Origin of the sequence: Cohaesibacter gelatinilyticus, assembly GCF_900215605.1 — a bacterium.
GTDB classification, from domain to species: domain Bacteria; phylum Pseudomonadota; class Alphaproteobacteria; order Rhizobiales; family Cohaesibacteraceae; genus Cohaesibacter; species Cohaesibacter gelatinilyticus.
Window position 1 is genome coordinate 150,035 of sequence record NZ_OBEL01000006.1, and the last position, 14,855, is coordinate 164,889.

Here is a 14,855-nt window from a genome sequence, read left to right on the forward strand (position 1 = left end):
ATGTTTACCCAAGAGGTCCGGAACCTTGTCGACGATGAAGCCAAGCGCCTGAATATCTCACCTGCCGCTCTTCTCAGTGTCATCGAGGTGGAAAGTGCAGGCGTTTCTTTATGGTCTGTTGGCCACGAAAAGCTGCCCCCTATCCGATTTGAAGGCCATTATTTCTATCGCCTTCTGTCTCCAGAAAAGCGCAAGATCGCTGTTCGCCAGGGCTTGGCCCATAGCAAAGCTGGCCGTGTTAAAAACCCCCGGTCTTACAAAGCCCGGTATGCTCTTTTTGAGCGTGCCATGAAAATCGACATGGATGCGGCCATCCAGTCAATATCCATGGGGCTTGGCCAGGTCATGGGCGCTCATTGGGAAAGACTTGGCTATCAAAGCCCGCAACATATGTGGGCTGACGTTTGCGGTTCTGTCGCTGGACAGGTTCGCGCCATGATCCTGTTCATTGAGAAAAATAACCTGGTTTGCCATCTGAAGAGTTTGAACTGGCATAAATTTGCCCGTGCCTATAATGGCCCTGCCTATCGCAAAAATCGCTATGCCACAAAGATGGCTGCTGCTTATGCCCGTCATTCGCGTGGTGAAGCCCATGCAAACAATAATGCGGTTCGAGAATGGCAAGGCCAAATTGCCGCCCTGGGCTATGATATGCCTGTCAATGGACGTCCCAAAGCTCGCATTACAAAAGATACTGTGATGACGTTCCAGCGTGATCATGGACTGGTCGTTGACGGCATCGTTGGACCAATGACATTGGAAGCCATTGAAGATGCCCTGCAGGCCAAACACCTGGCGAGATCCAGCCAAATGAAGGCTGTTGTGTCATCGACCGGAACCGGCATTGCAATTTCTGAAGTGACCGGTCAGACCGATATCGTCAAAAACGTCCTGGACAAAGCGGAAGAGATCGAGGGCGTGGCATCCACCCTCTCCCGCATCCTTTCCTATGCCGATGCTGTTCCTCTGCCCTGGTTGCTCGCTGCTGCCCTGATTGCTGCAGGCGGATATCTGACCTGGTCTTATTTCCAAAAAAGCCGAGGCACTGATGAGGGTCTGTTCGCATGAGCGCTTTAGCCTGGTTCACAAATACGAAACTGGGCCGCTGGTTGGTAACAGCCCTTGGCATTGTCGGGGCAATTCTTCTCGTTGCCTGGCGCGCATTTTCCAAAGGCAAGAAGGTGGCCAAACAGGAACAGCAGGCTGCCACCCTTGAAGCCCTAAAAGACAGGAAAAAGAGCGATGCGGACATTGATCGCCTTGGTGATGATGACATTCGTAAGCGGATGCAAGACCACTGGTCCCGTTGATTGGTGCCTGACCAATGAGCCAAGAATCTATTCCCCGGCCGCAATCGCAGTCATGAAGACTGAAGCATTACGCAAGGCCTATAAACACAATGAGTATGGCCGGAAAAAATGCGGCTGGAAGCGAGTAAGCGAATGACCGACAAGAAGCGAGAACCATGGCATTTGGACAAACGTGTCCCGGTCGCGCTAATCCTCACTCTGATGTTTCAGACTTTCGGGGCCATCTGGTGGGCTGCGACAATGAGCGAGCGTATGAATAGCCTGGAACGAGAAGTCCAGTCTCGTGAAGGCCAAGATCGACGTCTGACCAGGCTAGAAACTACGGTTGAAAATATCGAAAAAATCGCTCAAAGGATTGCAGACAAAATAGACAATTAGTCCCTTGTCTGACGCTGTGAGATTTCCCATTGATAAAAGAATGATGTCTCACAGAAACTTCTGTAAAATATTGATTTTAAAGAGGTTTATATTAATTAGAAGTCAGCTGCTCTATCCAACTGAGCTAAGGGGCCAGCCTGTTGCAGCGGTGAATACACCATGCTGTTGAAGCACACTTGTACGAATCTCAGCTGCGCATTTCAATCTGTTTTTTTAATTGTCCGACAATCTGTGAAATCTGATGAAAAAAGGCGCAGGAAGGAACCTGGCGCCTTTGGGTTTTTGAACAGAAATCAACCGAGATTCTCGACTTTCCAATGCAGCGGATAGCCCGGGTCAAATACGGTCACAGTCTCATCTCCGACCACAACCGTCCCAGGATAGGAGACCGGCTCATCCTGCTTGGTCAGACGCATTTTTTGGGCATTTGGCTGAATGCCATAGAAGGCAGCACCATTGAGAGAAGCAAAGGCTTCCAACTTGTCCAGAGCGCCTTCTTCTTCAAAGACCTGAGCCAGACAGCTCATGGTGTTGATCGAGGAATAAATACCAGCACAACCGCAAGCACTTTCCTTGGCGGAAGTAGTATGTGGCGCGGAGTCAGTACCGAGGAAGAAGCGCGGATCACCAGAAACGGCTGCAGCGCGCAGCGCCAACCGATGCTCTTCCCGCTTGGCCACTGGCAGGCAGTAATAGTGAGGTTTGATGCCGCCAACCAGAATATGGTTACGGTTGATGATCAGGTGATGTGTGGTGATGGTCGCCGCCAAATTTTCATTGCCAGCAGCCGCATAATCAGCACCATCTTTGGTGGTGATATGTTCCATGACCACACGCAGTTCTGGCAATGCCTGACGAAGAGGATCCAGCACGGTCTCGATGAAGACTTTCTCACGATCAAAAATATCAATCTCGGCGTTGGTCACTTCCCCATGCACCAACAGAGGCAGACCGGCATCAGCCATTTTTTCCAGCACCGGCATAACTTTGGAAACATCACGCACTCCACTGGAGGAATTGGTGGTGGCACCAGCCGGGTACAGCTTGACCGCTTTGATCAGCCCATCCTTGGCACCAGCAATCACATCGTCTGCCTCGGTGCTCTCAGTCAGATAAAGCGTCATCATCGGCTCAAAAGCATGGCCAGCAGGCACCGCTGCCATGATGCGCTCACGATAGGCCCGGGCCTGCTCGGTATGCACCACCGGCGGCACCAGGTTAGGCATGATGATGGCACGACCAAAATCTGCGCTGGTATGAGGAGTTACAGCCTTCAACATATCGCCATCACGCAAATGCAAATGCATATCATCCGGGCGGGTGATCGTCAGATCGGTCGTCATCAGGCTACTCCTGTACAGCGCGTCCCCGAAAAGTTGAAGCACTTTTCGGATAAGGACTCGCACAAAATATTGCTCAAAATGGTCTCACAGCGCTCACAAAAAAGCGCCAAGTCGCCTTTCTTTAAGCCGTGCGAGCTACAAAAACAACCAGCAAATCGTCCATCACTAAGCCGAAACATCCAATTCCCTGACTTCCTTCAATTCCATGCCTTCGGTCTATTGGTGAGTATTCCAAAACAGAAAAGGCCACCCATTGGCTAGCCCTTTCATTCTTTCACGACATATCGAACTTTGATCAATCCTCGGACAGGATCTCCTCGATCCGCTTCTTGGCCCCGGCAAAATCAAGTTTGCCCGATCCAAGCACTGGCACATCAGAATGGAAGATCTCGGACGGCACCATGAGATCACTGGCCTTGCGAGATTTGGCAAAGGCAACAAAGGCTGATCGCTGTGCTCCGGGATGATCCGTGATCATCACCAACCGCTCGCCCTTCTTGGGATCGGGAATGGTGGCAACCGCTGAAAGATATCCCGGCCACAATTCTTCTGCCAAGGCTTCTACGGCAGCCAGAGACACCATCTCACCGCCAATTTTGGCGAACCGCTTGGCCCGGCCACGAATGAAGACAAAATCCTCATCATCCACTTCCACGATATCACCAGTATCGTGCCAACCATCGGCAGGTGGCTCCAGCTCACCAGGCTTCTCAGCTCGCAAGTAGCCCGCCATGATATTGGCACCTTTCACCATCAAACGGCCACCTTGATCAATTCCCGGCACTTTCTCCAGCTTATAGTCCATACCAGGCATCAGCTTGCCGACAGAACCAATGCGATTATACATTGGTGTATTGACCGCCAGGATCGGTGCGGTTTCTGTCACACCATAGCCTTCCAGAATACGCAGACCAAACTTCTCCATATAGATCTGGCGGGTGGTGGGTTTCACAGGTTCCGCCCCTGCAAAGCAATAACGAAGAGAGCGGAAGTCAAACGGATTTGCTGTGCGGGCATAACCCTGCAAGAAAGTATCGGTGCCAAACAGGATGGTTGCATTGCTGCCATAAACCAGCTCCGGGATCTCCTTATAATGCAACGGCGATGGATAAAGATAGAGCGGCACACCGGAGATCAGAGGTAGCAAACTTGCCGTGGTCAAACCAAAGGAATGGAAGATTGGCAAGACATTGAAGACCTTGTCTCCGGAATTGAAGTCGATCCGCGCTGCAGCCTGTGCCGCATTTGACAACATATTGCGATGGGTCAGAACCACACCCTTGGGCGTACCTTCAGAGCCAGAGGTAAAGAGGATCACACCCGCATCATCGGCAGAGCGCTTCACCTTCGGTGCGCCACGCCCCAGAAAACCCACGGCTTTCTCAAATATACTGAATGTCTCTCGCATTTCATCAACCCAGACGAACTCAACAGCACTTGAGACATCCTTGACGATCTGCTCCAAACCGGCCTGCTCAATGAAGGTTTTTGAGCTGACAATGGTCTTCAGTTCTGCAGCCTTACAAGCCGCCATGATGTTGGCAGACCCGGCAGTGAAGTTGATCATTGCCGGTACCTTGCCAGCGGATATCAGCCCCAGCATGACAGCAATGGAGCCATTGGCATTTGGCAGCATGAAGCCAACATTAGTCTGATCAGAAAAGTCCTGTGCAAAACGATTGGCCAGTACGCGCGCTCCAGTCAGCATGCGCCCATAACTGAGCTTGCCAGTCAAAGGATCTTCAATGGCAACGCGCCCCATACCAAGCCCCTTGCCGGCCTTGATAACCTTTTCCAGAACCGTGATCTGGGTATTAGTGGTGCGGAATACCAGTTCAGACATGATCTGATAGAGATCAGCACCTGCCTTTTGGCGTCTTTGTTTGCCGGTCAGACCTTCTTCAATCTGCAATTCCACCGGCTCCAGAATTTTTACTTTTACTTTCGGGAATAATTTACGTTTGACCAAGGCCGAGGTCAGACGAGAGAAGTAGCTCCGTTCCAGACCATCAATGCGGATCGGCACAACCTTGGCTCCGGTCTTGTCCGCAATCATCGCCGCACCATCATAAACCTTCATCAAACGACCGGTGACCGTGATGCGCCCTTCAGGAAAGATCACCAAAGGCTGACCTGATTGCATGGCTTTGATCATGGTACGCGTCGCCATAGGCTTGGTCGGATCCAAACTCAGAAAATTGCAAAATGACAGGAACGGGCGGGCCCACCAGCGCTGCGCAATGCCATGATCAACTGCAAAAATCGGTTCTTCATCACCCAAAGCAAGCGCAAGAGAACCATCCAGAAAACTCACATGATTGAGTGCAAGAATGGGCGCTGGACCAGCTTTGGCCAGATTGTCACGTCCCTCCACTTCCAGACGGAAGAAAACTCGAAAGCCAATCAACAGCAAATCCCGTAAAGGATTGGTTGGCAGAAAGACAAGCGCCAGAATTGCCACAATGCCATTGGCAACAGCAAGGCCAAGCAAAATATTGGCCAGCGTCAGACCGTAACTCTGACCAAAAGCAACCGCACCACCAGCAGCTACCATAAAACCGGCATTCAGAACATTGACCGCCGCAATCACCCGGGCGCGATGATCAACTCTCGCCCACGCCTGCACAGCGGTGAAAGCAGGCACCACCAAGAAGGCAGCAGAGAAAGCAAGGCCGAATAAATCAAACGCTACATGCTGAGACAGACCATGAGAGAAGAAGGTCATCACATCCTTGGCCACCAGTGGCTCGGTCGCCGCATCAATTGTGAAATAAAGATCCAAACCAAAGCCAGCCATCAGCAGGGCACCAATTGGAGCTGGCAGCAACACAATGCGTGCACCACACAGCCAGGCGGCAACAGCAGAACCAAGACCAATGGACAGGGCAAAGACCGCAAGATATGCAGTGATCGCCAGTTCATCACCACCCATGACCTGTTTGACCATGGTGGGCAAAATGGACAACACGATCGCACCGACCAACCAGAACCAGGAAACGATCAGGCTGGCACGCCAGATATTGCGATCCCCTTTCAGTTCCTTGAGCAACAACCAGGTCGAGGCAAGAAAGTTGCGATGCACATGCAAACCTGCATCACCCGAACCAGTATCAGGAATGGAGCGGGAAAAGTGCCATGCCAAAAAGGCAAAGATCATCATCAAAGGCCCGAAGATGGCAACATTGACGCCACCGACGGATGCCAAGCCTCCAATGATGGTGCCCCCAAGGATCGCCACGAAGGTTGCAGCTTCAATCCAGGCGTTGGCACGAGGCAGATCTGATTGTTCAAGATGATCTGGCAGGATGCCATATTTGATAGGGCCAAAGAGTGCAGAAATTACACCAAACAGAAAGAGTGCCCCCATCATCACCCAAATCGAGGAGAGTGCGAGACCGGCAATGGAAACCGCAGCCGCTCCCATTTCCGCAAGTTTCAGTTTCTCCGCCATACGGCCTTTGTCATGCTTGTCGGCCAGCTCTCCACCAAGAGCAGAAAATAGTAAAAAGGGCAGCATGAAAATGGCCCCGGCCAACGTCACCATGGAAGCAGCTTCCTGAGCACCAAGCTTGGCAAGGATCAAAAAGATCAGAGAATTCTTGAGGAAATTATCATTGAAGGCGGACAGAAATTGCGTCCAGAACAGAGGCGCAAAGCGGTCCGACTTTAACAAACTAATACGCATTGTCTCTCTTTCTTACAGAAATGAAGCGCGGCAGACACTCAATCTAACCTGATTACGTCTATTCGCATCTCTCAACTTTGAGAATTGGCAAAATGACGGAGAAGATCAAGTTCCTGCACTTATAAACGCTTACGAGCCATCGGTTTCCGTTCTTATCCCTGTTCAAGTCCTATCTCATTGATCGGATCACATCATGTGATGGATAAGTCTTGATTTAATCTTCAAACAAGAATATGAACAACGTTCAAGAAAATAGATACAAGATAAATGAACATTGTTCAAGAATTAATTTGAACAATGTTCATTTATCTGATTTCAATTGGAAAAGAGGTGAGACATGAGCGACAAACGCCAAGCCAAAAAAGAAGCCTTGCGCACTCGCCTGCTGGAAGTCACAACCGAGCAAATGCGCCAGAATGGTATCGAAGATCTGCGTGCCAGAGATATCGCCAAGGAAGCTGGATGCGCAGTTGGTTCCCTCTATACCACCTTTGAAGATCTCGATGATCTGATCCTGCATATCAATTCCAACACCCTGCAAAGCCTTGGTGCAGCTCTCGCCTTGGGCCAGCAGGAAATTGATGAGCCAGCCGCCCGCATGGAAAAACTGGCCTGCGACTATCTGGATTTTGCACTCCAAAATTACCGCCTTTGGAGAGCTGTGTTCGATCACAAATGGCCAGAAGAAAAACCAGTGCCAAATTGGCATTTGGACAATCAGCATCAGCTATTCTTGAAAATCGCAATTCCCCTGAAAGAGCTTCTACCCGATGCAGATGAAGAGCTGCTGTTATTGGAAGCAAGAACACTCTTTGCCGCCATTCACGGTATAATCACCCTAAGTCTCGAAGAACGTTACGCCGCCGTTCAAAAGTCGATCCTGAAACAGCAAATCATCAAATTCACCAAATTGATTATTGCAGGTCTTAGAGCCTAGGACCTGTTTACAACAAAAAGCCCCGCATCGATCAGGATACGGGGCTTTTCGAGTTTCAATGAGCTATTGATTCAGCCCAGAACATCATCAATGACCAAGACCTGATCATCAAAGACAACTTCTTCAAAGCCGGTGAGAATATCATGTTTTGAGGTCTCACGGTTCCAGATCACAAATCCGGTGCCATCGCGCGTTGCACCCCAGCCATAATCTTCGGCATTGCCATCAATGACGAACTGATCCTTGTCCCCTGCTCCATGGAGATATTGGGTCACGCCAGCAATATCCTGCACCACGACACCGTTCCCATTGCCGGTGCCAATGCCACGAATTTCATCGGTGGTGATGGTACCATCGTTGAAGCGGACGGCTTTATAATCCATCAGAATATCAAAGCCGCTATCGTTCCAGACAACCACACCTTTCTTGTCGCGGGTAGCGCTCCAGGTATAATCGGCCATATTGCCATCAAAGACAAAGATCTCATCACCCGTAACACCGCGCAGATATTGGTTGGTGTTCGGATCATCCTGCACCAGAATTTCATCGACTGGACGTGGAATCGAGCCCCAGCTTGGCAAGGCTTCAAGATCGATATAAGCGTCCTTGAAACGCACACCGTCAAAGCCAATCAGCACATCGATATTGGTCGCATTCCAAATCAGGATGCCATCACCATCTTCATTCGGTGCCCAACTGTAGTCATCGCGATTGCCATCAATCTCGAACACTTCACGAGAGGAGGACGCAGTCAGGGCCTCATTCTCATCGGCCTTGTCTTGAGTGAGCGGCACATTGGAGCGGGGAACCAGCGCCAAATCAGCCTTGGCATCATTGAACTGGATATATGCAAAGTCTGTCAGAATATCATGTTTGCCGGTCTCGGCATTCCAGACCACCGTTCCGCTCTTGTCACGGGTCGGAGCCCAGCGATACTCCGCCATATCCGCATCGATGATAAAAGTATCAACGTCATTGTCGGCGGTGAGATATTGGGTCTGATCAGCAATATCCTTGATACCATCAACAATCGGACCTTCAGAGGTCGGCCAATCCGCAAGGCTGAGTGTGCCATCAACAAAGCGCAAATGCTCAAAGCCATGCAGGGTGTCTATGATGCCATCGGCAACCTTCCAGATTTCAACCCCCGTCCCATCTTCAGTTGGGCGCCATCGATATTCACTTCTCACACCCAGCGAAGAAAAAACATCCTTATTGGTGGAACCTGTCGCCGCATCAACCGCGCCGGACTGGTTGATCCAAACCGAATAGTCTCGATCATTCACACCACGTAGAAAACCATTTTCCAGTTTCACCTGATCTTCAGTGATGCCTTTGATATGAAAGCCATTGATCGTGACACCTTCACCACCATTATCGACAATGGTTGCATTGGGATCGAGCTTGGTGAAAAGGATCTGATCTTCATCAGGGTTGAAGTCTTCAATAAAGCTCACACCGGGTTGATAAGAGCCAACAATAACATCATCAAAGCCTTCACCAAGGGTAAGAGAGGCAGGCATCAAATCGCCAGTGGCAGAGATTTCATCACTGATCTGAATGAAATCATCTCCTTCACCCAAATCAATCACTGCTTTTTGACCATGTTGATCCATCACGTCAGATAGAAAAACAAGATCATCACCCTTACCCAACGAGAGTTCAGCACCAGCAACAGATTGGGAGATCACTGCAACATCATTAAAGTCAAACACGGTTGCCCAGAAGGCAGCAGGATTGGCATTGATGGTGGTTACATTCACCGCAAACAGATCGGCACCAATCACAATAGCAGGACCATGCACCTGCTCGGGATCATGAAAATGACGGATAATCCCGGTAAGCACCCCACCTATAAGTGCTCCATTCTCATCAAAGGCCAAATCATTACCAAAAAAGGTAATCCCATTCACCTGAGCCGGGATTGAAGCTCCATCGGGAGCTGTTTCATTCTCGGTCCCGGTAGTGAACCAATAGCTCACCTGACCATCTATCGCCTTGGTAGCGATCGTGCTGTCAGACAATGCCTTGGTATGCAGCTGAGTAAAACCATCCTTGGGCCACAACGCCCAGTTAAAATCATTACTGGTAAAACCGGTTGTTCCAATAAGTCTCATAGCGTAATTCCTGTTGCCCAATAGATCGGCAGATACAACTGCCATTTGCACTCAACAACCACAGCCCGAAGGCATTCATTTTTGCAATCCGCTGCAACTTTACGCTTTATTAACTTTTTTGTCACCTCACCCAGACAAAAACAAAAGGTGAAGGTTAATTCAGTTAAATTCATAAAAATCAAAGACTTGATAAAATAGATATGGATTTATACCAAGGTATCCAAATCACCCCTGAAATTTAAGGGAGCATGCAAAAGGCCCCGCGAAGTCATCTCCCGAGGCCTCAATGGAAATACACGAAAAACGAGTAGTGGGATTATCTCTACTTCGTTGCCACTAGATGACGTCCTCAACCACCAGCACCTGATCATTGAAGACCACTTCCTCAAAATCAGTCAGAATGTCATGGACCTTTGTCTCACGGTTCCAAACCACAAAGCCGGTTTCATCACGTGTCGCACCCCAAGCATAATCCTCAGCATTGCCATCAATGATGAACTGATCCTTGTCACCTTCCCCGTGCAGATATTGTGTCTCGTTCGCAATGTCTTTTATTTTGACACCGCTCACGTTGCCATCATCAATACCGCGGATCTCATTGGTGGTGATGGTGTCGTCATTGAAGCGAATAGCCTTGAAATCCATCAGGATATCAAATCCATCCTTGTTCCAGACCACGACACCTTTGCCATCGCGCGTTGGACCCCAGTTATAGTCGCCCTTGTTGCCATCAAAGACAAAGATCTCTTCTCCCGTCTCCCCACGCAAATATTGGTTGTCAGTCGGATCATCCTTGATCAGGATTTCACCATTGGGACGAGGCACATCCCCCCATTGCGGTAGAGCTCTCAGATCGGCATAGCTATCGAGGAAGCGCACGCCATCGAAACCAATGAGAATGTCGATATTGCTTCCATTCCAAATGGCAATTCCCTCACCATCCGGGTTTGGTCCCCAGCTATAATCATCGCGATAACCGTCAATCTCGAAAACTTCTCGATGATTGTCAGCCTTGATGATTTCATCCTTATCGACCTGATCTTCGGTCGTCGGAGCATTGGAACGCGGATATTGGACCAAATCAGCTTTACCGTCATTGAAATTGATCCAGGCAAAATCCGTCAGAATATCATGTTTGCCGGTCTTCACATTCCAGACCACGGTCCCTGTCCTGTCCTGGGTTGGCGCCCATTGATAGTCGCTCATTTTACCATCAATGATAAAGGTCTCACCCCATTCATCGGCTTGCAGATACTGGGTCTGATCAGCAATGTCACGAATGCCCTCAACCGCTGGCCCTTCCGATGTGGGCCATTCGGAAAGCTGCAATGAGACATCATTGAACCGCAACACTTCGAAATCATAAAGCAGATCAGGTGTCTCGGTTTTGACATCCCAGATGACGATTCCCTTGTCGTCATCGGTTGCATGCCAGCGATAGTCATCACGCTTGCCGTCCAGCACAAACACATCCTTGCTTGTCGTGCCATGAAGATGCTGCGTGACATCAGCATCATTCACGTGACGGGAATAGTCGCGGCCATTTATCCCGGTCAGATAGCCATTTTCAATTTTGATCTCATCACTAGATATTCCAGGAATAAACAGAGCACCCTCCGTCTCATCCGCTTGTGCTCGCTTGACCTCAACACCACCTTCCACTTGTCTGAAAACAAAAGCTTCATTGTCATTCAGAAATCTGATGCGATCTTGCTCTGGATTAAAATCCTCAATCTCACTCAAAGGATAGGGCCCACCCAAACGCATTTCGACATCATCAAATCCTTCACCCAAAATCAGCTTGCCCGGATGCCCGGTAGTCCAGCCGGTAAAAATGGTCGTATCGCGAAAGAAATCATCTCCAGCTCCCATATCGACGCTAACCCCACCACCATATCGAAACATTGGATCGGTGATTTCAAGGCTGTCATCCCCGATACCTAGATTGACATCAGCACCGAGACTGCTCTCCCAATAATTGAACTGGTCATTGCCATCAAATATCTCCGGCCAGAATCTGCCAGCTTCCTCGTTCACCTTTGCAACATCCCAATCCAAATCCTTAGCTGCAAAGCTTGGAATTGGACCATTTGCACCGTCGTGCCCGCCATAAAACCAGAAGAATTCGGTGATCTTTCCAGCAATCAAGGCACCGTTCTCATCATATTCCAGCCCTTCCCCTTTGAACGTCACCCTATCAACCCACATAGGATAGGTTTCTCCTTCAGGGGGTGTTGCATCCTCTGGATATTTAATAACCCATACGCTCAGTTCTGTGTCAGATGAGGAGCTCGCATATGCTTCAGTCGCTGAAACTAGTTTTTGCAAAGCCACAAAGCCATTTTGGGGCCAAAGAACCCAATCAAGGACAGTCTCATAAAATCCAACGGAGCCATCAATTTTCATAACTCAATTCCTACAAAAATCAGGCCGAGGCACCACAACTCGGCGTCAAAACAAGTCGCACTGTATTTTCAATTCGTTGCAACTTTACGCTTTGTTAAGATTTTTGTCACCCTCGTCAACAACCAGACATGTCCTTATGGTAAAGATACAAAAGAAAGCAATTTCAATGACTTAAAAGATAAAATAATTAGCAAGCCGTCGCCGCATGCTCCTTCCCCTGAAATTTCAGGGAGAGACAATTTGAAGCAGAAAAGGCCTTTCGGCCTCTCCACTTATGTTCATTCCAATAATCTATTGAGATGTCCATCCACCATCAACAGGGATGGAGGTACCCGTCACATTATGGGCAATCGGTGAGCAGAGCCACAAAGCCAGAGCACCAATCTCGGAAGGATCTGACGTTCGCTGCGATGGTTGCTTTTCTTTCAAGAGATCAGCAACCCCAGCATCCCGATCCCCACCAAACAACTCGGCCCTCGCCGCAACTTGCGGCTCAATAAGCACAGTCTCGGTCCAGCCGGGACAGATACAATTGACCGTCACGCCACCGGACTTTTTGCTGCCCTTATTGGCATATTCCAAAGCTGCCACTTTGCTTAGCCCGACAAGCCCAAACTTGGCGGACACATATGGCGCTTTATCAATGGAAGCCACCAATCCGTGGACGGAGGCGATATTGATCACCCGACCAAAACCTTTGTCCGCCATCCCCGGCATGGCACGGCGCATGACATGAAAAGCAGCGGAGAGGTTGACCGAGAGGATCGCATCCCAAAGCGCAGGCTCCACATCAGCAAGACTGGCCGTCTTCTGGATGCCCGCATTATTGACGACAATATCGGCACCACCCCATGCTTCGATCTCATCCATCATGGCATCGATGGCAGCAACATCACGTAGATCCGCATCAAAGAAACGAACCTCGCCCGCCCCGGTTTGCTCAAGTTCTGACTTTGCCGCCGCAATCTGCGTCTCGTCAGCCAGACCATGCAGAGCAATGCTGGCACCTGCATCAGCAAAGCTCTTGGCAATGGCCAATCCAATGCCCTGAACTGATCCCGTTACCAGCGCAATTTTTCCGCTCAGATCACTCATCTTTCAGATCCTTCCTTATCCATGGTCTCCAAACGCTCTCGCAATTCGGTCTTTAAAATCTTGCCGTAATTGTTCTTGGGAAGATCTTCGAGGAAGAGATAGCACTTCGGTCGTTTGAAACGCGCAATAGCATCAAGGCAAAGCTTGTCGAGCTCGGCAGCATTGACTTTCTTTCCCTCAAATACAGAGGCAAAGGCGACGACCACTTCTCCCCATTCCTCGTCTTTTTGGCCGACAACAGCTGCTTCTCTGACGGACGGATGGGTTAGCAGCACCTCTTCCACCTCACGCGGATAGATATTGGAGCCGCCGGAAATGATCATATCCTTGGAGCGATCTTGCATGGTGATATAGCCATCTTCATCAGCCCGGCCCATATCACCCGTCCAGAGCCAGCCATCCTTGATCGTCTCGCGCGTGGCTTTCTCATTACGCCAATAGCCGAGCATGACCGGAGATCCCTTGACGACAATCTCGCCAATTTGACCTGCTGGCAGCTCTTGTCCATCTTCATCGACAATCCTGACCTCGACAAAGCATTGCGCCAGACCAACCGACGCCAAACGCTCCATTGCTCGAGGATGGTCACGATCACTGACATCCGCACGGCTAAGGGCGGTGATCGCCATCGGGCATTCCCCCTGCCCGTAAATCTGAACAAAGCGCGGCCCCATCACATCCACCGCATCCAAAATATCAGCCAAATACATCGGCCCACCGGCATAGATGATGGTCTTGATGCCCTCCCCGGTCTGACCACTATGCTTGGCAACATCCACCAGACGCCGCACCATGGTGGGGGCTGCAAACATGACGACATTGTCGATTTTCGGAGAAAGCTCCAGAATTTCACGGGCATCAAACCCGCCTGAAGGTGGCACAACATGCCGTGCGCCCTTCATGACGAACATGAAGTTGTATATGCCCGCTCCGTGAGACATGGGCGCGGCATACAGAATGGCATCGCCTTGCTCAACTTCATCCACCTCAAAGAAATAGGCAGAGGCCATGGCTGCAATATTGCCTGCAGACATCATCACACCCTTAGGTGTGCCAGTCGTGCCCGATGTATAGAAAAGCCAGACCATATCGTCCTGTTCGACGATGGCAGGCGCAGGGAGCGACACTCCTTGCTTCATGGCTGCAAACTCATCCTGATCGACAGATATCAAGGAGCAACCAGAACTGGAGGTCAAAGCTTCCAATCCATCTGAAATATCATCAGACACAAAGGCGCAGGAAGCCTCGGCATTTTTCAAAATCCAGCCTGCTTCCTTCACGTGCAATTTGCCATTGATAGGAACCGCCACGGCTCCCAGATACCAGATGCCATAAAGCGCAATCAGATAGTCTGGCCGGTTGCTCATGAAGACACCAACCCGATCCCCAGCCTTCACACCCTTATCAGCAAGAGCCTTGCCAATCGCACCAGCAGCTCGATCAAAATCTCGATAAGTGGCGATCTGCTTCTCTCCCCAGAACAGGGCCGGAGCCTCTGGCCATCGTCTAGCCGCTCGATCTAACCAACTTGCCGGGTTCATCTATTCTCTCCTCCCCAAGGCAATCCTGGATCTGTACAGGATT

Annotated in this window: 10 protein-coding genes; 4 read left to right on the forward strand and 6 right to left on the reverse strand. The window is 50.0% G+C overall.

Annotation, left to right across the window (positions count from 1 at the left end; genetic code table 11):
• The 3 genes from CRO57_RS24820 (at position 1) to CRO57_RS20285 (ending at position 1,688) form a co-directional block, all read left to right on the forward strand.
• Positions 1-1,068 (forward strand): N-acetylmuramidase domain-containing protein, encoded by a 1,068-nt coding sequence (locus tag CRO57_RS24820; RefSeq protein WP_170956186.1) that lies wholly within the window; start codon positions 1-3, stop codon positions 1,066-1,068.
• Positions 1,065-1,310, forward strand: a complete 246-nt coding sequence (locus CRO57_RS20280; RefSeq protein WP_097155336.1) for a hypothetical protein — start codon at positions 1,065-1,067, stop codon at positions 1,308-1,310. The genes CRO57_RS24820 and CRO57_RS20280 overlap by 4 nt, the downstream gene beginning before the upstream one ends.
• Before the next feature lie 132 nt (positions 1,311-1,442).
• Positions 1,443-1,688, forward strand: a complete 246-nt coding sequence (locus CRO57_RS20285; RefSeq protein WP_097155337.1) for a hypothetical protein — start codon at positions 1,443-1,445, stop codon at positions 1,686-1,688.
• A 293-nt stretch (positions 1,689-1,981) separates the two neighbouring features.
• On the opposite strand, the gene pyrC is transcribed toward CRO57_RS20285, so the two are convergent.
• Together pyrC and CRO57_RS20295 are read right to left on the reverse strand one after the other, a co-directional pair.
• Positions 1,982-3,031 (reverse strand): dihydroorotase, encoded by a 1,050-nt coding sequence (gene pyrC, locus CRO57_RS20290; protein WP_097155338.1) that lies wholly within the window; start codon positions 3,029-3,031, stop codon positions 1,982-1,984.
• A gap of 295 nt (positions 3,032-3,326) precedes the next feature.
• Positions 3,327-6,716, reverse strand: coding sequence for an acyl-[ACP]--phospholipid O-acyltransferase (locus CRO57_RS20295; RefSeq protein ID WP_097155339.1), 3,390 nt, complete (start codon positions 6,714-6,716; stop codon positions 3,327-3,329).
• A 337-nt stretch (positions 6,717-7,053) separates the two neighbouring features.
• Between CRO57_RS20295 and CRO57_RS20300 the strand changes: the two genes are divergently transcribed.
• Positions 7,054-7,653, forward strand: coding sequence for a TetR/AcrR family transcriptional regulator (locus tag CRO57_RS20300; protein WP_097155340.1), 600 nt, complete (start codon positions 7,054-7,056; stop codon positions 7,651-7,653).
• Positions 7,654-7,724: 71 nt separating this feature from the next.
• On the opposite strand, the gene CRO57_RS20305 is transcribed toward CRO57_RS20300, so the two are convergent.
• The 4 genes from CRO57_RS20305 to CRO57_RS20320 form a co-directional block, all read right to left on the reverse strand.
• Complete coding sequence (locus CRO57_RS20305) at positions 7,725-9,770, reverse strand: hypothetical protein (protein WP_097155341.1); 2,046 nt, start codon at positions 9,768-9,770, stop codon at positions 7,725-7,727.
• A 336-nt stretch (positions 9,771-10,106) separates the two neighbouring features.
• A complete protein-coding gene (locus CRO57_RS20310; protein ID WP_141401294.1) occupies positions 10,107-11,978 on the reverse strand; it encodes a hypothetical protein in 1,872 nt (623 codons plus the stop codon).
• A 489-nt stretch (positions 11,979-12,467) separates the two neighbouring features.
• Positions 12,468-13,271, reverse strand: a complete 804-nt coding sequence (locus CRO57_RS20315; RefSeq protein WP_097155343.1) for a 3-hydroxybutyrate dehydrogenase — start codon at positions 13,269-13,271, stop codon at positions 12,468-12,470.
• The gene (locus CRO57_RS20320) at positions 13,268-14,812 is read right to left on the reverse strand and encodes a class I adenylate-forming enzyme family protein (protein ID WP_097155344.1); all 1,545 of its coding nucleotides are present in this window, start codon (positions 14,810-14,812) and stop codon (positions 13,268-13,270) included. Before CRO57_RS20320 ends, CRO57_RS20315 begins: the two co-directional genes overlap by 4 nt.
• Positions 14,813-14,855 lie beyond the last annotated feature (43 nt).

Excerpts from the sequence above, each read along its gene's own strand:
- CRO57_RS24820 (WP_170956186.1), top strand. The coding sequence starts at position 1 with ATGTTTACCCAAGAGGTCCGGAACCTTGTCGACGATGAAGCCAAGCGC.
- CRO57_RS20280 (WP_097155336.1), top strand. The coding sequence starts at position 1,065 with ATGAGCGCTTTAGCCTGGTTCACAAATACGAAACTGGGCCGCTGGTTG.
- CRO57_RS20285 (WP_097155337.1), top strand. The coding sequence starts at position 1,443 with ATGACCGACAAGAAGCGAGAACCATGGCATTTGGACAAACGTGTCCCG.
- pyrC (WP_097155338.1), bottom strand. The coding sequence starts at position 3,031 with ATGACGACCGATCTGACGATCACCCGCCCGGATGATATGCATTTGCAT.
- CRO57_RS20295 (WP_097155339.1), bottom strand. The coding sequence starts at position 6,716 with ATGCGTATTAGTTTGTTAAAGTCGGACCGCTTTGCGCCTCTGTTCTGG.
- CRO57_RS20300 (WP_097155340.1), top strand. The coding sequence starts at position 7,054 with ATGAGCGACAAACGCCAAGCCAAAAAAGAAGCCTTGCGCACTCGCCTG.
- CRO57_RS20305 (WP_097155341.1), bottom strand. The coding sequence starts at position 9,770 with ATGAGACTTATTGGAACAACCGGTTTTACCAGTAATGATTTTAACTGG.
- CRO57_RS20310 (WP_141401294.1), bottom strand. The coding sequence starts at position 11,978 with ATGTGGGTTGATAGGGTGACGTTCAAAGGGGAAGGGCTGGAATATGAT.
- CRO57_RS20315 (WP_097155343.1), bottom strand. The coding sequence starts at position 13,271 with ATGAGTGATCTGAGCGGAAAAATTGCGCTGGTAACGGGATCAGTTCAG.
- CRO57_RS20320 (WP_097155344.1), bottom strand. The coding sequence starts at position 14,812 with ATGAACCCGGCAAGTTGGTTAGATCGAGCGGCTAGACGATGGCCAGAG.